Source organism: Variovorax paradoxus (genome assembly GCF_024734665.1).
In the GTDB taxonomy this organism is placed as follows: Bacteria; Pseudomonadota; Gammaproteobacteria; order Burkholderiales; family Burkholderiaceae_C; genus Variovorax.
Genome location: NZ_CP102931.1, coordinates 4014943 through 4033129 on the forward strand (window position 1 = coordinate 4014943; position 18187 = coordinate 4033129).

The following is an 18187-nucleotide window of genomic DNA, read 5'->3' on the forward strand; positions in this document are numbered from 1 at the left end:
CGGCATCTTCCACGCGAAATGACCTCCTCCCTCACACACAGCCGGAGCATTCCATGACCTTCCGTTATTTCTTCCGCCTTGCAGGCATCGCAGCCGTACTCGCCACGGCCCTCAATGCCCAGGCCGACAGCTTCACGTCGTCCGTGGCTTCCAGTGCCGGCTCGGCGTCCAGCGGCAGCGTGTCCGCGTCGCTGCGCGGTTCGAGCAAAAGTTCATTCGATGGCGACAAGGTGGCCGAAGGCGACTACCGCATCACCGAAGTCGCGCAAGCCACCGGTCGCGAGGGCTTCACCCGCGTCGCGATGCAGAGCGACAGCGACGCGCAGCAGCGCATCGTGCTCGAACTGCCGCAAGCCACTTTCGCGAAGGAACGCCTGGGCCTCGGCGATCTCGTGCACGCGCAACAACGCACCTACGGCACCGCCTTTGCACGTGGCGACACGCGCGAGGCGTTCTACCTCGTGCTGGCCGACGACTGGTACGGGGGGCTCGCCGCGCGCCCCGTGAGCCTTTGATCGTCGCCCGCCGTCTGTTGCTGCTGGGACTCTCGGCCTTCCTCGCCTTGGCGGGTGGCGTTGTGCATGCGGCGTCTTCGCAGTTCTGCGATCGCGCGAAACCGCTCACCGCAAGCCAGCAGGATCGCCTGCTGCGTTTCACCGCCGTCGTGCAGGAAGCGCTTTCAGCCACAGGCAGCGACGCTGTGCTGATCAGCCGTTCCGGACTCGATCTCTCGCGCTTCCGCATCCGCTACTCCCACGCCGCCATCGCCTGGAAAGCCGCGGACGGCACCTGGTCCGCGCGGCAGCTGTACTACGCCTGCGACGAAGGGCATCCGCGCCTCTACGACCAGGGCCTGGCCGGCTTCGTCATGGGCATCGACGACTCCGCGCTGGGCTACGTCTCCATCGTCGCCCTGCCCTCCGAAGCGGCACAGGCGCTGCGCAGCGCGGCGCTCGACACGCCACGCGCCCTGCATCTGCTGGCCGCGCGCTACAGCGCCAATGCCTATCCGTTCAGCCTGCGCTACCAGAACTGCAACCAGTGGGTCATGGAGCTGCTCGCCGTGGCGTGGGGCGAGTTGCCCGACGGAGACGACCTGCGAGAGCGCGCTCAGCAATGGTTGCGCGAGGCGCCCTACAAGCCCGAGCCGGTCGACGTCGGCTCGCACGCGCTCGTCTTCGCGTCGAACTTCGTGCCGCTGCTGCATCTGGACGACCACCCGCAGGACGACATCTATGCGCTGAAGTTGCGCGTCAGCCTGCCCTCGACCGTGGAAGCCTTTGTGCGCGAACAACGCCCCGGGAGCGAGCGCATCGAGTTGTGCCACGACAGCAGGCAGGTCGTGGTGCACCGCGGCTGGGAGCCCGTCGTCGACGGCTGCCAGCCCGGCGCAAGCGATCGCGTCGTCCTTCTCGACTGAAACACTCAAAGGCAAACGACAGGAAATGAAATACCTCTCCAGCTTTGCAGTCGCTCACGCCGCGGTCCTCGCGATGGTGGTTGGCGTCTTTCTGATGGACGGCTGCGCGCACAGGCAACCCGACATATCCCCGAATGCTCCAGCCGCGCTGGCTTCTACACCGGCAAGGGGTTCCAACCCATGAATGTCCTGTTTCTCAGATCCGGAAACGGAACGCGCGACGAACTTGGCGGCGTGCTCGGACGATGCGGCCTGGCTGTCGACGTGATCGACTCCCGCGATGCCGACGCATGGCTTTTCACAAGCAAGCCGTACGCACTGATTCTTCTCGACGCCGCGCAGCCAGCTGCCGCGCACGTGACGATACGTTCCGTTCGGCGCAGCAGCAGTGCCCCGCTGCTGGTGCTGACGCAACGAGACCAGGTGGCCGACCGTCTCGAAGGACTGGCGCAGGGCGCGACCGAGTACCTGGTCAAGCCTTGTGCACCCGCCGATCTGGTCGCACGTGCCTGGGCGCTGGCGTCAGGCGGTCATGGTCCGGAGGCGGCCGTCCTGCGGCTGGCAGACCTGGCCATCGACCGCGCGAGCGGCAAGGCGTTTCGGCAAGGCGTGGATCTCGGCCTCAGTGCCACGCTGTTCGAGCTTCTGGACGCGCTGATGGCACGCAGGGGCCAGGTGCTGTCGCGCGCCGAGCTGATCAAGGCCGTGTGGGGAGCGAGCAACGGCGAGCGGGACAACATGGTCACGGTCGGCATCCTCAGGCTTCGCCAGAAACTGGACGATCCCTTCGACCTGAAACTGCTCCACACCGTGCGCGGCGAGGGCTACGTGCTGGCGCTGCGCAACGACCACTAGGGCCGAAGACCCTTCAGTTCTAGGTCGACGTGCCGGTTTCCCCGACGAGACGCTGCGCCGTCTCCAGCAGCAGCGGCGCGATGCGCACCACCATCGTGTCCTTGGGCAGAAGGTAGGCGGGGCCGCCGCAACTCACGGAGTAGCGCTCGCCGCGCGGACCCTCCAGTGCGAAGCCGATGGCGTGGATATGCGGATTCCATTCGCCAAAAGAGCCGCAGTAGCCCAGCCGGTCGTACTCGTCGAGGCTGGCCATCAGGCCAGGCTCGATGGCGTTCCAGCTTTCCCCGCTTTCGGTCCGGATCTGCGCCAGCAATTCGGCTTTTTCCGGCGTGGGCAGCGCCGCCAGATAGGCGCGCCCGGCGGCCGAGGTGGCGATGGCCATGCGCGTGCCCACCTCGATGCGCGAGCTGATGACCACGGAGCGTGGCCGCAGCGAATCGATGACGAGCATGTCGAGCTCGTCGCGTACGCCCATGTGCACGCTCACGCCCGCAGACTCCGACAGCGCCGCCAGGTGCGGCCGTGCCACCGTGCGCAGGTCGAAATGGCGCAGGTAGCGGCTACTCATGTCCAGCAGCGCCGGGCCGAGGCTGAAGCGCTCGCTGTCCTGCGACTGTCGCAAATACCCCGCACTCACCAGCGTGGCGGTGAGCCGCGACACCGTGGCCTTGGGGATGCCCGTGGTGTCTGCCAGTTCGCGATTGCCTATCGGTGCCGATGCCATGCCGATGACCCGGAGAAGGGCCAATCCCCTGGCGAGCGCACTTACTTCTTCTTTGCCGCCAATCGCGTCATTCATGTATCCAAACCTTTTTATGTCCCTGATGCTCCTCATTTTTCAGCAAAAAACGGTTGACGCGCCACTTATCGTGAAGTAGCGTTTTTTGGAACAACGTTTCAACTGAAAAGCTGCGGGCCGTGACAGGCCCGCTTCCCGGGGAGAAAAGCGCTCGATGCGCCTCGGGCTCAGGCGGCTTGCGCGACAGGTTCGCGCGCCATCGCCATCACCTCGTGCGCAGGCAGCGTCTTGAGCCGGTGATCGCTCCAGACCTGGCGCCAGCGGCGTGCGCCCGGCAGGCCGTTGCGCAGACCCAGCATGTGCCGCGCGATCGACCACCACTGCGTGCCGTGCTCGGCCGCCTCGCGGGCCATGTAGTCGCACATCAGCGACTCGACCTCTTCGCGCGTCAGCGGCTGTGCTTCGGCGCCGAAGAACTCGGCGTCCCATTCGGCCAGCCACCAGGGGTTGTGATACGCCTCGCGCCCGACCATCACGCCGTCGAGCAGGCGCAGGTGTTCATGCACCTGCGCGTTGACCGAAATGCCGCCGTTGATGGCAAAGCACAACGCCGGAAACTCGTGCTTCAGCCGGTGCACCAGCTCGTAGCGCAGCGGCGGAATCTCGCGGTTCTGCTTCGGGCTCAGGCCCTGCAGCCACGCATTGCGCGCATGCACGATGAAAGTCTGGCAGCCGGCCTCGCTCACCTGGCCGACGAAGTCGCGCACGAATTCGTAGCTCTCGATCTTGTCGATGCCGATGCGGTGCTTGACCGTGACGGGCACGCCCACCACATCGACCATCGCCTTCACGCAGTCGGCCACCAGCTGTGGCTCGTTCATCAGGCAGGCGCCGAACGCGCCGCGCTGCACGCGCTCGCTCGGGCAACCGCAGTTGAGGTTGATCTCGTCGTAGCCCCACTCTTCGCCGAGCTTCGCGCAATGCGCAAGGTCGGCCGGCTCGCTGCCGCCGAGTTGCAGCGCCACCGGATGTTCTTCAGCGTTGAAGCGAAGGTGACGGGGCACGTCGCCATGCACCAGCGCGCCGGTCGTCACCATCTCGGTGTAGAGCAGCGCGTGGCGCGACAGCAGGCGATGGAAGTACCGGCAATGGCGGTCCGTCCAATCCATCATCGGGGCGACCGAGATAGTTTTCTCTTTTAAATTCAATGGTTTAGCGTTGTCACTCATACACTTGGAACCCCGCCAACCGTTCGAAGACCAAGGATCCGACCTCGCTCGCCGGTCCTGTCAGCATCTGCACGGGCATCGGCTACATCAAGCCGGTAGTTTCTCATGCGGCAAGGATTCAGGGGATTCGCGCGCAATGTCTCCGACGCGCAAGCTCCGGTCGTGCCTGGCCACTACCGGCCGGTGGACCGGCCGCTGACAAACATCGAGCAGCTGGCCGAGCACCATGGTGTCGCGCACCTCGTGCTGCTGCAACCCAGCGTCTACGACTACGACAACACGGTGATGCTCGAAGCCCTGCGTCAGGGCAACGGCCGGCATCGGGGCGTGGCAGTGCTGGAGTCCGGCACGACCGACGCGCAATGGCATCGATGCATTCCCGCGGCGTGCGAGGCGTGCGATTCAACCTTGTATCGCCGGTTGGCAATGACCGGGACATCGACGCGCACTTTCATGCACTCGCCCCCGCGCATCCAGCCGGTGGGATGGCATGTGCAGTGGTACGCGCGGCCGGAGCATTGGTCCCGGATCGCAGACCTGGGGCTTCGACTGGCCGCACACGAGCTTCGCGCCTGACGCCTTGCCGGTCTATTCGAGCGTCTGGGAGCCGGTCACTCGCGTCATCGACGCCGCGCAGCAGGTGCAGATCATGCGTAGTTCTCCCGAGGCGCTGTACCGCTGAAGACGGCCCAGGGCATCCGTCGCAGTGCGTCGTCCAGGCAAATACTGCCCTCCCCGACCGACAGCGACTCTCCAGTCAGCAGGTTCTCGAGCACCGCTGAGCGGACGCCTTCGGGAAGGCGCACCGTCGTGCCCTTCCATCTCGTCGCCTCAGGAAGCGCCGGAATCGCACCGTCATCCGCGCCGCGGCGCGAGAGATCGACGAACAACCGCCCCGCCACAACCACGAGCACCTGGCCCTCATGCCTGCGCGCAAAGGCCACGACATGCTTCGACAGCGGCCCTTCGACCGCCAGCGGCTCGTAGCTTCCTTCGCTGAACAGCAAAGGCTGCTCCCGCCGCAGCGACAGCAGGCGCCAGATGAACCAGAGCTTGGCGCGGCCGTCGTGCGGCGCCTCGACCATCGAGCGCACCCGCGCTGCCAGGCCATCCCCTTCCTGGCCAACCATTGCCCGCAGTGCGGCCAGCCGCCGCTGGCGCAGGGCGTAGTCCACCGGGCGCCGGTTGTCCGGATCGACCAGGCTCAGTTCGATGAGCTCACTGCCCTGGTAGAGATCGGGCACACCGGGCGAGCCGTATTTCAGCAGCGTGAGCGTGAGGCTGTTCCATGCGCCGAACCATGACAGCGTGTCAGCCAGCCGCTGGATGTCCGCAAGGCACGCGCCCTTTTCCGGATCGGCCAGCAGTTCACGCACGAAACGCTCGAGCGCGGCCTCGTAGTCCGCATCGGGCTGGGACCATCTCGTGCGCAGCTTGGCCTCGCGGGCAGCCTTCTGCATGTATTGCCAGATGCGGTCGCTGTAGCCGGGTACCGTGCCGGCATCGAGCCCGCCAGGAGGCAGGGTGCCGAGCAGCGTCTGGTACAGCAGGTATTCGTCGGCACGCGACGGCGCCTCGCCGCCGGCCAGTTTCTTCCGCGTGCCGCGGCACAGGCCATGCCAGCGCGTCAGGGCCAGCACCCACTCGTTGGGCATTTCGGACAGCACGTCGATCCGGTTGCGCACGTCTTCCGACCGCTTGTTGTCGTGCGTCGAAGTCGCCAGCATGGTGTGGGGCCAGCGCAGAGCGCGGTCGGCGCTCGCCGCATGGAATGCGTCGATCTCGATGCCGAACAGGTCCGGTTCGCCCCCCACCTCGTTGAGCGAGCTGAGCGGAAAGTAGCGGTAGAAAGCCGTGTCCTCCACGCCCTTCGCCGCCACCGGTGCACTGAACTGCTGGAAGCGCAGTGCGAAGCGGCGCACCCGTTCGCCCAACGTCGGCGCAGCGGAAGCGACGGCCTCTCCCCGCAACGCGCACCGCACGAAATCGAAGATCGAGCGGTCGGCGTCCCCGCTCTGCCGGGCGGCTTCGTCGACGGCCTCGTCGATGAAGCGCGCGTCCTGCTCCGACGGCCGTTCGACGATGTAGGTCCGGTAGACCGGCATGCACGCACCGACATCCGCCAGCGCGCGGCGCAGCGCATTGAGCGTGTAGTCGCGCGTGCTGCGGTGGGCCCTTGCGATGCGCAGCAGCTCGGTCGAGAGCACGTTCAGCTCCGACGCGAGCGCATTGCGCATCACCTCGCGCCGGCCGGCGCGCGACACCGAGGCGAAGTCTTCCATCTCGCCGGTGAAGCGTTGCCACGCGTGCACCACGCTCGCCTCGGCCGCGGTATCGACCAGCACGCCGTTTGCCACGTTCGCGAAGCGATAGCCGGTGGTGCCGTGCACATGCCAGCTCTCGGGCACCTCTTCGTGTGCACCGGCGATCTTCTCGGCCACCACGTACAGAGGCCGCGCGGGCCGCCCCTGCGCGTCATGTGTGGGCAGCATCAGCCCGGCGCGTCGCGCATAGCCTTCCTGCAGCTTGAGGAAGTACTCGGCCGGGTCGTAGAGCCCGTCGGGGTGGTCGATGCGCAGGCCGTCCACCACGCCGGATGCGGCGAGGTCCAGCGCGAACGACTGCGTGGCCTCGAACACCTCCTCGCGCTCCATGCGCACGGCCGCGAGATCGTTGATGTCGAAGAAGCGCCGGTAGTTGATTTCGTCCGCCGCCACCCGCCAATGCGCGAGCCGGTACGCCTGCAGCTCGATCAGCTTGTGCAGTGCGTCGCGCGCTTCCGGCAATGTGAGGTTCAGTTCCGCCACCGACGCAACGAGCGCCTGCGCCACCGAAGGATGGCGCTGGGCAAGCCGCGCCAGCCGGGCCTTGAGCAATTCCTTGTCGCGCACGCGTTCTGCCTGCTCCTGCGCAGAGGCCGTGCCGCGCCCCGGCAGATGACCGAAAGCGGTCGACAAACTCGCCAGTCGCCCCGATGCCGCTGCGTCGCCCAGCCGCGCCAGCGCCCGTTCGAGCACCACGGGATAGCTTTCGGGCGCCAGCGGAAACCGGTGGTCGTAGTAGCCGATGGCAAAGCTGCCGCTCACGTCCTCGAAGCGCAGGATCAGCTCGCCGTTTTCCAGCGCCTCGCCGTAGTGCACGCCCAGCACGGGCAGCAGCACCTTGCCGGTCAGCTCGACGTTGAGCGGCTGCCAGTCGATGTCGAAGTGCTGCGCGAACAGCGACGCGGGTCCGTTCTCCAGCACGTCCATCCACCACGCGTTGTCGGCGCCGAACACGCCCATGTGGTTGGGCACCATGTCCAGCAGCTGCCCGAGGCCGTTGACCTTCAGCGCCGCGACGAAGCGCGCAAAGCCTTCTTCGCCACCGAGCTCGGGGTTGATCTCCGCATGCGCCACCACGTCGTAGCCGTGCATGCTGCCTGCGCGGGCGCGCTGGATCGGCGAGCAGTACACATGGCTCACGCCGAGCTTCGCAAGATACGGCAGCACGCGGATCGCGTCGTCGAAGCCGAAATCCTTGTGGAACTGCAGCCGGTAGGTGGCGCGAGGCACGCGAGCCGTCAGACCCGGTGACTCACTTCGCCCGGCCGATTCGAACTGGCGCGGCCGTGCTGCGCGCAGCGCCTCGCCCAGCCCGCGCATGCGCTCTCCGCCGGCCAGCGCCGCCACCGACCCGGGCAGCTTGCGCCGCCAGTTCGGATGCTCGTCCACCGTGCCGGGCATGTTGGCCTGCGCCACCACGCCCGCCACGTCCTCGAGCTGAACCATCATCAACGCCGACGGCGCAGCCGCCAGAAAAGCGTGCACCGCTTCCACGATGCGCGCAGACGGCATCGCGAGCCCGGCAGCCTGCGCCACCTCGTCGCGCGACACCAGGCCCGCCTGCTGCAAGGCCTGCATCAACTCGATGCGCTCCTGCGCCCGGTCCATCAGCTGCTTGTCGAAGATCGCCGGATCGGGAAACAGGCCCAGCGCGAGCCGCTCGCGCAAATCGTCGGCCGTCCACCAGCCCGCGAAGGTCGCGAGGTCGTGCGTGCTGATCGCGACCAGGGCAGCCGGCGGATAGGCCGCGGGCTGCGTGAAACGGCCGTCGCGCTGCTTCTCGAAATACAGCAGGCGGTAAGACAGCACGTCGGCCTGCGCCAGCGCATCGCGCACCGCATCTTCGACCGTGCCAAGGTCCTCGCCCACGACCATGCAGCGGTGGCGGTGGCTCTCGATCGCCACGATGGCGAGCATCTCGTCGAGCGGGTAGTAGACGTACGCGCCCTCGCGTGCGCCGCGGCCCTGCGGAATCCAGAACAGGCGCATCAGGCCCATCACGTGGTCGATGCGCAGCGCGCCCGCGCCGCGCATGCTCGCGCGCAGCGTCTCGATGAAGAAGCGATAGCCATCGTTGCGCAAGCGGTCAGGGCGCAGCGGCGGCAGGCCCCAGCCTTGCCCGGCGGGGTTGAACTCGTCCGGCGGCGCGCCGACGCTGGCGCCCTCCGCAAACACCTGCTGCGCGCCCCAGGTGTCGGAGCCGGCGCGGTCGACCGACACCGCCAGGTCCACGTACAGGCCCACACCCATGCCGAGCGCATCGCAGCGCGCGGCCGCCCGTGCCAGTTGCCGGGTGGCCAGCCACTGGAGGTACTGGTGAAACTGCACGCGTTGCGCATGCGCCACGGCGAATGCGGTCACCTCGGCGGAATCCGGGTCCCTGTAGGCGCTGGGCCATGCATGCCAATCCCAAGCGCCGCCTTCGGCTGCAAGAAAGTGCGCGTGCAGTGCTTCGAAAAGAGCGTGCTGCCGCAACGCCTCGCCGCGCTCCGCGACGAAGGCCAGAAACTCCCTGCCTGTCTCGTCGGGCGCGCCCTCCGAAGACAGGTGCCGCGCGCAGAAATGGCCGAAGAGCAATTCGAGCACTTCGAACTTCGCCGCGGCCACTCCCGCGTAATCCACCAGCTGCGTCGCGCGCAGCGCAGCGAGCCGCGCCTGGAAGTCAGGCGAATGCACCCGCTCGCGGGCCGGGTCGCAGTCTGCAAAACCATCCACCGCCTCCACGTCGATGTAGAGCACGTTGAGCTGCTGGCGCGACGACGGGCTGTACGGGCTCGCATTCGACGGCGTGCTCGCGAACAACGCGTGCAACGGGTTGAGGCCAATGATGTCGGCGCCCTGCGCTGCCATGCGCACGGCGAGTTCTTCCAGATCGCTGAAGTCGCCGATGCCCCAGTTCCTCGGCGAGCGCAGGCTGTAGAGCTGCACCGCCGCGCCCCAGACGCGACCGCCCTCGCGCACCACAGGCGGCCGGTAACAGCGGCCGGGCGTTGCAAGAACCAGCGTCTCGCCGCGTAGGCCTTCAATGCGCAGCCGGTGGTAGCCCGCTTCGAGCGCCAACGGCATCTGCAGAACACGCTCGCACAGCCGGATGCCGTCGATATCGATACGGCCGGTCTCGGGCAACGCCTCGGCGTCGGCCTCGCCTTGCAGCTCGCGCCCCTGCTCGTCGCCAAGCTGCCAGCGCAGCCGCCGCATGGGCGTCGGCAGCCGCAACGACACCGACCACGCAGCGCTGCCGGCCTGCACGACACGCACCGGTGGCAGCGCCTGCGCCCAGCGCACGCGATGTGCGGCCTCCAATGCACGGTCTGCGTCAGCTGAGCCGTCGAGCCGCACGCCGAACTCGCCCAGCAGCGCGATCAGGCTTTCGGCGGAAGCCTCGCGCCGCGCGCCGAAGGCATCGAAATAACCGGTGGCAATGCCGAAGTGCGCGCACAGCCGCCCGAGATCGCCCGTCACAGGGCCGTGGCCTGCTTCATCCGCCATGCAGCGCTTCCAGCGTCACGCGCACCGCGCCGCGCGCCAGGTGCAACGCGCCTTCGTTATCGGCCGTCGCCCCGTCGCTGTAGACCACCTCGCCGGGCGGCGCCGTCGCGCCCTCCACAGGCTGTGCGCCGAAATGGGCGAGCAGATGCAATCGCGCCGACGCCATGTCCCACTGCACCTGGAGCATGTCGTTCTCGCACCGGTAGACGCCCGCGCCCGCCATGCCGGCGAGCCGCGGCACGATCAGGCGGTGACGCAGGTCCAGCAGCTGCTGCACCTCGCTGAGCCTTGAAAAATGCGCGCGTGTCCCGCGCTCGCGCCAGCGCAGCTTCGAGGCCAGGAAGGTCTCCTCGGCATTCGGGTCCGGAATGCGCGCGCGCGCGGCTTCGTCCGCGAACATCGCGAATCCGCCGAACTCCGCACGCCGCCCTTCGGACACTGCCGCCGCAAGCTCCGGCCCGAAGTCGCAGAAATACTGGAACGGCGTGGAGGCCGCGAACTCGTCGCCCATGAACAGCATCGGCACGTGCGGTGACAGCAGCAGGCAGGCCAGCGCCGCACGCACCAGCACCGGATCGCCGAGCGCGTGAATGCGCTCGCCGAAGGCGCGGTTGCCGACCTGGTCGTGCGTCTGCAGGAAAGACACGAACGCCTGCGGCGGTAATCGCGTGCTCGGCTCGCCACGCCGCTCGCCATGCCTGAAAGCCGACGGCTGCCCCTGGTAGATGAAGCCTTCGGCCAGCGCGCAGGCGAAGCGGCACACCGGGTCGTCGGCATAGTCGGCGTAATAGCCATCGCGCTCACCGGTGGCCAGCACGTGCACCGCGTGGTGCAGGTCGTCGTTCCACTGCGCCGTGCCTGCCACGGGCATGCCGCTGCCGTCGCGCATCAGCATCGAGGCCTGGTTGGCATCGTTCTCCAGCACCAGGTGAACATGGCGCTCGCGGGCCGGCCCGGCATCGAGCGCCTCGCGGATCTCGTTCACGATGTGCGGCCGCGTCTCGTCGTGAATGGCATGAATGGCATCCATGCGCAGGCCGTCGAAGCGGAACTCCTCCACCCAGTAGAGCGCGTTGTGAATGAAGAAGTCGCGCACCGTGCGCGAGCCCGGCCCGTCGAAGTTGATCGCGGCGCCCCACGGCGTCTGGTGTCCGGGGTTGAAGAACTCGGGGCAGTACGCATGCAGGTAGTTGCCTTCCGGCCCGAAGTGGTTGTAGACCACGTCGAGCAGCACCATCAGCCCCAGCGAGTGCGCCGTGTCGACCAGCGCCTTGAGTTCGTCGGGTGCGCCGTACGAGGCATCGGGCGCAAACGGCAGCACGCCGTCGTAGCCCCAGTTGCGCTGCCCCGGAAAATCCGCGACCGGCATGAGCTCGATGACGGTGACGCCGAGCTCGGCAAGTTCGCCCAGCCGTTCGCGCGCGGCGCTGAAGCTCCCCTCTTCGGTGAAGGTGCCGACATGCAGCTCGTAGACCACCGCCTCTTCCCAGGGGCGACCGCGCCAAGCGCCATCGGTCCACTCGAAGCGCTGCGGGTCGATGACCACGCTCGGGCCGTGCACGTCCTCTGGGTTGAAGCGCGACGCCGGGTCGGGCACGCGCGTGCCGTCGGGCAGGCGGTAGCGGTAGCTGTCGCCATGCCCCACCCCGGGCACGGCCAGGCGATGCCAGCCCTTGCCGTCGCGCGTCATGGGCTGCGACGAGGTTTCGCCAGCCACCGCGTGGTGTTCGAGCGTGACGATTTCCGCCGACGGAGCCCAGAGCGCGAAGTCCGCGCCATCGGCATGCACCGTGGCGCCGAACGGCATGCGATGTGTATGAGCGCTCATGGCCGCACATCCGGCCGGCTCAGCACAACGAGCGAGCGGCATTGCAGGGGATAGCTGGGCTGCGCCCATGCCGGGGCGAGCGCGGCTGCATCCTCGGTGGCGAGCGGCGGCGTGCTGCTGGCCGTGTCGACCAGCAAGCGCCACGCGCCATGCGGCATCGGCGGCAGCGTGAAGGCAATCTCGTCGTGGTGGGCGTTGAGCAGCACCAGGAAGTCGTCGTCGTGCTGCACCTCGCCGCGCGGCCCGTGGTCGGCAATGCCGCCGCCGGGGATGTACATCGCGATGCAGCGCGCATTGGCGTCGTTCCAGTCTTCCGGCCGCATCTCCTGGCCGTCGGGCTTGAGCCAGTGAACGTCGGTCACGGTCTCGCCTTCGGCGGGCTTGCCCGCGAAGAAGGTGCGGCGCCGGAACGAAGGGTGCGCGCGGCGCAGCGCCACCATGCGTTCGACGAAAGTCGCGAGCGCCAGGCGCTCGGGCGTGGACGTCCAGTCGATCCAGCCGAGCTCGTTGTCCTGGCAGTAGACGTTGTTGTTGCCCTGCTGCGTGTGGCCGCGCTCGTCGCCCGCCAGCAGCATCGGAACGCCCTGCGACAGCAGCAGCGTGGCCAGCAGGTTGCGCTTCTGGCGCTCGCGCAGGGCCACCACTTCGGGGTCGTCGGTGGGGCCCTCGACGCCGCAGTTCCACGACACGTTGTGGCTGTTGCCGTCACGGTTGTCCTCGCCGTTGGCTTCGTTGTGCTTGTCGTTGTAGGAGACCAGGTCGTGCAGCGTGAAGCCGTCGTGTGCGGTGATGAAGTTGATGCTGGCGCTGGGCCGCTTGCCCGACCAGCCGTACAGGTCCTCGGAACCGGTGACGCGCTTGGCCACCTCGCCGATGAGCCCGCCGTCACCTTTCCAGAACCCGCGCAGGCCGTCGCGGTACTGGTCGTTCCACTCGGCCCAGCCGAGCGGAAAGTTGCCGACCTGGTAGCCGCCGTGGCCCAGGTCCCAGGGCTCGGCAATGAGCTTCACGCGGTTGAGCGTCGGGTCCTGGCGAATCGCGTCGAAGAAGCCACCGAGGTTCTCGACCTTGCCGGCCTCGCGCGCCAGCGCCGAGGCCAGGTCGAAGCGGAAGCCGTCGACGTGCATCTCCTCGGCCCAGTAGCGCAGCGAGTCCATCACCAGCTGCAGCGCGTGCGGATGCTCCAGGTTCACGGTATTGCCGCAGCCCGTGAAGTCGTCGTAGTAGCGGCGGTTCTCGGCGTTGGCGATGTAGTACGAGGCGTTGTCCACGCCGCGCATCGACAGCGTGGGCCCGAGCTGGTTGCCTTCGCAGGTGTGGTTGTAGACCACGTCGAGGATCACCTCGATGCCCGCCGAGTGCAGCGTCTTCACCATGGTCTTGAACTCCTTTACCTTGCCCGAGGCGCTGTAGCGCATCTCGGGGGCGAAGTAGGCCAGCGTGTTGTAGCCCCAGTAGTTCTGCAGGCCCTTCTCGGCCAGGTGCCGGTCGTTGAGGAAGCTGTGCACGGGCAGCAACTCGACCGTGGTCACGCCCAGGCGCTTGAGGTAGTCGACCACCGGCGCGCAGCCGAGTGCGGCATAGGTGCCGCGCAGCCCGGGCGGCACGTCGGGGTGCGTCATGGTGAAGCCGCGCACGTGCATCTCGTAGATCACCATGTCCTGCCACGGCACTGAGGGGCGCCGGTCATCGCCCCAGGTGAAGGCGGTTTCGAGCACGCGGCCCTTCGGCATCAGCGGTGCGCTGTCGCGGCGGTCGAAGGAGAGGTCTTCGCGCTTGCTGCCCACGGTGTAGCCGTAGAGCGCATCGCCCCAGCGCAGGTCGCCCACCAGGTCCTTGGCGTACGGGTCGACCAGCAGCTTGTGGGCGTTGAAGCGATGCCCCTCCTCGGGCTTGTAGGGCCCATGCACGCGGTAGCCGTAGGCCTGCCCGGGGCGCGCCTCGGGCAGGTAGCAGTGCCATACGCCGTCCGTGCGCTCGCGCATCAGGATGCGCTGCAGCTCCTGGCGGCCGCGCTCGTCGAACAGGCACAGCTCGACCTTGTCCGAGTGCTGCGAGAACAAGGCGAAGTTGACGCCCTCTCCGTCCCAGGTCGCACCACGGGGATAGGGCCGGCCGGGCCACACAGCGTTGATCGTCGGATTGGTTTTTCGTGTCATTCGGGTGCGTTCAGCGGGGTTCAGCGGGGTGGACGGTCGTTGTCGAAACGCGTGGGATTGCTGCTGCCGACGGTGGTCACGCTCGGCGGCGCCTTGGTGTCCTTGATCTGCCGCGGCCACCAGCGCTCGATCTGGGCCTTTGCCCAATCCTTGCCGGCCAGCCCGAATGCCAGGGCCAACGCAAAAACCACGCCCGCCAGAATCACGAGGAAGCTCTCGCGCACGATGTCGCCACCCACCTTGATCTGGTCGAGTGCGATGAGAATCACGAAGGCCATCACCGCGTACTGCGCAACCTTGCCGAAGAGCACCGCGTCCTGCATCTTCACGCCGCGGAAATAGCTGCCCACCGCTTCGCCCACGAAGCGCGCGAAGTAGGAGCCGAAGGCCAGCACCAGCAACGCCACGAACACGTTCGGCACGAACCAGACGATGCGGCCCAGCAGATCGGCGATGTAGCTCAGCCCCATGCCGTTGAAGGCAATGAGCAGCGAAGCCAGGATCACCAGCCAGTACGTCAGGATGCCGAACAGGCTGCTGGTGTCCCCCGCCAGCCCGCCCTGACGCAGGAAGTTGTCGAGCCCCGCGCGCTCGGTAAGCACGTTGAAGTTGATGGCGCGCAGCGCCTTCGTCACCGCGAAGCGGGCAGCCTTGGCGACCAGCCAGCCGACGAATACCACCACCAGCCCGATCAGCAGGCGCGGAATGAAGGCGCCGACCTGGTAGAGGATGGCGCGCAGCGGCTCCAGGTGAATGCCGAAATTTTCCATGGTGTGTCTTCCGGTGAAGGGGTGGCGTCAGTGGCTTCAGGCGCGGGACGACTGGATCAGCGCGAGCACGCCGTGCAGCGGAACCTGCGCCCACTCGATGCGGTTGCCGAGCTCGTAGCGCAGCTCGTAGAGGGCCTTGTCGAGCTCGAACAGCGCGAGCAGTTCGGCATCGAGCGGCGCGCCGTCGGGCGGCGCCAGCGTGGCGCCGTAGCCGGCCAGGAAGGCGTCGCGCGTCGCCTGCTCCCAGGCGATGGCCGGCGCGGCCAGCCGCTCGGCTTCGTCGGTGCTCTGTGCCACGCGGCGCAGCGCCGACCAGCGGGCGTAGTTGAACGAACGCAGCATGCTCGCCACGTCGCGCAGGGGCGAACTCTTGGTGCGGCGCTCCTCGAAGCTGCGGGCGGGCTCGCCCTCGAAGTCGATGATGACGAAGTCGTTGTCCTTCACCAGCACCTGGCCCAGGTGGTAGTCGCCGTGGTAGCGGCTCTTGATACCACCGCCTTCCACCGGGTGGCGCGCCTGGATGCCGGCGTGCAGCGCGTCGGCCGCTTCCAGCAGGTTGCGCGCGTCGGCCTGCGCGGTGGCCGGCAGCAGGTCGAGCCGTTCTCGCAACAGCGCGAGCGTGGCCGTGGCGTCGTTCGCCGCGTGCGTCTTGAAGCCGGCAAAGTCGGCTGCGGCCAGCGGCTCGGGGTCGAAGGCGGCCGAGCCGGTGCGCATGGCGAGCGCGTGGTGCAGCTCTGCAGTGCGCCGCCCCAGCGTGGCCATGAGCGCGAGGAAACCGCCGTGCACCGCGGACACGTCGGGCATGTCGCCATCGGTGGTGGCCACGTCGCGCAGGAAGCGCTCCAGGTAGCCGAGCGTGTAGTCCCAGCCGTCGCCCTGGTTGGCCATGTAGCTCTGCACCATCGCGAGCGTCATCGTGCGTCCGTCGTTGGTCATGTACTCGAGCGCGCCGAGCACCGGCACGCAATGCGGGTAGCGCGCCACCTCGGTCAGGAAGCGGCCCATCTCCAGCTCGGGGTTGATGCCTTCGCGCACGTGGCGATAGCCCTTGAGGAACAGGGTCTCGTCCAGCGTGACCACGGTGTTGCTGCTCACGCCGCTCGGGCGGCCGACAGGCAGCGCGTCTATGTCGATGTCGGCGGCGATCTCCGCGAAGGCGGCCGTCGGCCTGAAGACCAGCTTGCCGTTCAGCGTCGGCAGTTCGGCACCGTTTGAAATGGCACGCACCAGCGCGCGGCAGAAGGCCTCGTCGTAGAAGGCATCGCCCATCAGGCCCACCTGCGCCTGCTGCCGCACCTTGGCGAGCGCGGCCTGTGCCACGCCGGCCATGCGCTCCTCGTCACGCTCTTCCCAGGCCAGTGCGAGCGGCATGAAGTAGGTGGCGCCCCCTTGCGGGCCTTCGAGGTCGAGCAGCGACAGCATCCAGCTCAGGCCGTTCACGTCCCACACGGCGTGGTCGAACAGCCGTGCGCGTTTGATGGCCGTGCCCTTGGAGGCGTACCAGCGCTGGATCTCGATGTGGCGCGGCAGCGTCTCCAGCTCGAACTGGCTGCGCATGCGCTCTGACATGCCGATGCGCCACGGCATCACGCGGTCGCGGAAGAAGCTGGTCCAGCCGTCGAAGAGCACCAGCGTGGGCCACTCCTGCAGCGCCACGCCCTGCTCGTGCCAGCTCGGCGCGTCGGCCTCTGCCGTGAGCTTGAACCAGTAGAAGCCGTACGAGGCCAGCGTGAGCAGGTACGGCAGTTCGCCGATGGGCGGAAACGGCGCGCGGCCCAGCATCTCGATGGGCACGAAGCCCTTGAATTCCGACAGGTCGAGTTCCACCGGCTGCGCGGCGCGCGACAGGTTGAACACCGTGAGGATCACGTCGCCGTCGTACTCGCTCAGGTAGGCCAGGATCTTTCGGTTGCCGGGCTTCAGGAAGCGGCGCCTGCCGCGCCCGAATGCGTGGCTGGTCTTGCGCACGGCGAGCATGCGCTTGGTCCAGTTCAGCAGCGAGCTGCTGTCGCGCGCCTGCGTCTCGACGTTGAGCGCCTCGTAGCCGAACATTGGGTCCATGATCGGCTGCAGGTACAGGCGCTGCGGGTCGGCGCGCGAAAAGCCGGCGTTGCGGTCGGGGCTCCACTGCATGGGCGTGCGCACGCCGTTGCGGTCGCCCACGAACACGTTGTCGCCCATGCCGATCTCGTCGCCGTAGTAAATGATGGGCGAGCCCGGCATCGACAGCAGCATGCCGTTCATGAGCTTCACGCGGTCGAGGTCGTTTTCCATCAGCGGGGCCAGGCGCCGGCGAATGCCCAGGTTGATGCGCGCGCGCATGTCGGCCGCGTACATGGTGTACATGTAGTCGCGCTCCTTGCTGGTGACCATCTCGAGCGTGAGCTCGTCGTGGTTGCGCAGGAAGATGGCCCACTGGCAGCCTTCGGGGATGTCGGGCGTCTGCGCCATGATCTCGACGATGGGGTGCCGGTCTTCCTGCGCAATGGCCATGTACATGCGCGGCATCAACGGAAAGTGATATGCCATGTGGCACTCGTCGCCATCGCCGAAATACTCGCGCACGTCCTCCGGCCACATGTTGGCTTCGGCCAGCAGAAAGCGGTTCTTGTATTCCGCGTCGATGGCCGCGCGCAGCTGCTTGATCACCGCGTGGGTCTCGGGCAGGTTCTCGTTGCTGGTGCCGTCGCGCTCAACCAGGTAGGGAATGGCGTCGAGCCGGAAGCCGTCCACGCCCATGTCGAGCCAGAAGCGCATGGTCTTCAGGATCGCCTCCATCAGCTTCGGGTTGTCGAAGTTCAGGTCGGGCTGGTGGCTGAAGAAGCGGTGCCAGAAGTACTGCTTGGCCACCGGGTCCCAGGTCCAGTTCGAGGTCTCGGTGTCGGTGAAGATGATGCGCGTGCCCTGGTAGAGCTGGTCGGTGTCGCTCCACACATAGAAGTCGCGCTCGGGCGAACCGGGCGGCGCCAGGCGCGCGGCCTTAAACCACGGATGCTCGTTCGACGTGTGGTTGATGACCAGTTCGGTAATCACGCGCAGGCCCCGCTTGTGCGCCTCGGCCAGCATCTCGCGGAAGTCGTCGAGCGTGCCGTACTGCGGGTGCACGTCTTCGTAGCCGGAGATGTCGTAGCCGTCGTCGCGCAACGGCGAGGGATAGAACGGCATCAGCCAGATGGTGTTGACGCCCAGCTCCTTCACGTAGTCGAGCTTGGCGGTGACGCCCTTGAAGTCGCCCATGCCGTCGTTGTTGGAGTCGAAGAAGGCCTTGACGTTGAGCTGGTAGATCACCGCGTCGCGGTACCACAGCGGATCGTCGCTGGTGTCGATCTCGACAGTCTCTAGTGCGATGTGGGAGACGGGTGCATTCATGGGCA

Annotated in this window: 11 protein-coding genes; 4 read left to right on the forward strand and 7 right to left on the reverse strand. The window is 67.4% G+C overall.

What is annotated here, in order from left to right; genetic code table 11:
- The first annotated feature begins 53 nt into the window (after nt 1–53).
- The 3 genes from NWF24_RS19125 to NWF24_RS19135 all read left to right on the forward strand — a co-directional run bounded on the left by NWF24_RS19125 (nt 54) and on the right by NWF24_RS19135 (nt 2275).
- A complete protein-coding gene (locus NWF24_RS19125) occupies nt 54–515 on the forward strand; it encodes a hypothetical protein (protein ID WP_258349893.1) in 462 nt (153 codons plus the stop codon).
- On the forward strand, nt 515–1420 hold the full coding sequence (locus NWF24_RS19130; RefSeq protein ID WP_375338480.1) for a DUF2145 domain-containing protein: 906 nt from the start codon (nt 515–517) through the stop codon (nt 1418–1420). The genes NWF24_RS19125 and NWF24_RS19130 overlap by 1 nt, the downstream gene beginning before the upstream one ends.
- A gap of 180 nt (nt 1421–1600) precedes the next feature.
- Nucleotides 1601–2275 (forward strand): winged helix-turn-helix domain-containing protein, encoded by a 675-nt coding sequence (locus NWF24_RS19135; RefSeq protein WP_258349895.1) that lies wholly within the window; start codon nt 1601–1603, stop codon nt 2273–2275.
- Nucleotides 2276–2294: 19 nt separating this feature from the next.
- Here NWF24_RS19135 and NWF24_RS19140 read toward each other — a convergent pair whose 3' ends face one another.
- Together NWF24_RS19140 and dusA are read right to left on the reverse strand one after the other, a co-directional pair.
- A complete protein-coding gene (locus NWF24_RS19140) occupies nt 2295–3074 on the reverse strand; it encodes an IclR family transcriptional regulator (protein ID WP_258349896.1) in 780 nt (259 codons plus the stop codon).
- 167 nt (nt 3075–3241) lie between these two features.
- Nucleotides 3242–4243, reverse strand: a complete 1002-nt coding sequence (dusA, locus tag NWF24_RS19145; protein WP_258349897.1) for a tRNA dihydrouridine(20/20a) synthase DusA — start codon at nt 4241–4243, stop codon at nt 3242–3244.
- Between the two features lie 105 nt (nt 4244–4348).
- On the opposite strand from dusA, the gene NWF24_RS19150 reads away from it, so the two are divergent.
- On the forward strand, nt 4349–4819 hold the full coding sequence (locus tag NWF24_RS19150; protein WP_258349898.1) for a hypothetical protein: 471 nt from the start codon (nt 4349–4351) through the stop codon (nt 4817–4819).
- A gap of 71 nt (nt 4820–4890) precedes the next feature.
- Here the strand turns inward: NWF24_RS19150 and NWF24_RS19155 are convergent, their stop codons facing one another.
- From NWF24_RS19155 to treS, 5 genes are read right to left on the reverse strand one after another with little or no spacing between them, the layout of a single operon-like run.
- Entirely contained in the window at nt 4891–10056 is a 5166-nt protein-coding gene (locus NWF24_RS19155; RefSeq protein WP_258349899.1) for a malto-oligosyltrehalose synthase, read from the reverse strand.
- Nucleotides 10046–11884, reverse strand: coding sequence for a malto-oligosyltrehalose trehalohydrolase (gene treZ / locus NWF24_RS19160; protein ID WP_258349900.1), 1839 nt, complete (start codon nt 11882–11884; stop codon nt 10046–10048). The genes NWF24_RS19155 and treZ overlap by 11 nt, the downstream gene beginning before the upstream one ends.
- On the reverse strand, nt 11881–14043 hold the full coding sequence (gene glgX / locus NWF24_RS19165; RefSeq protein WP_258349901.1) for a glycogen debranching protein GlgX: 2163 nt from the start codon (nt 14041–14043) through the stop codon (nt 11881–11883). Before glgX ends, treZ begins: the two co-directional genes overlap by 4 nt.
- A 20-nt stretch (nt 14044–14063) precedes the next feature.
- Nucleotides 14064–14813: a mechanosensitive ion channel family protein gene (locus NWF24_RS19170; protein WP_258349902.1), complete on the reverse strand. Its 750-nt coding sequence runs from the start codon at nt 14811–14813 to the stop codon at nt 14064–14066.
- 36 nt (nt 14814–14849) lie between these two features.
- Nucleotides 14850–18182, reverse strand: a complete 3333-nt coding sequence (gene treS, locus NWF24_RS19175) for a maltose alpha-D-glucosyltransferase (RefSeq protein WP_258349903.1) — start codon at nt 18180–18182, stop codon at nt 14850–14852.
- Nucleotides 18183–18187 lie beyond the last annotated feature (5 nt).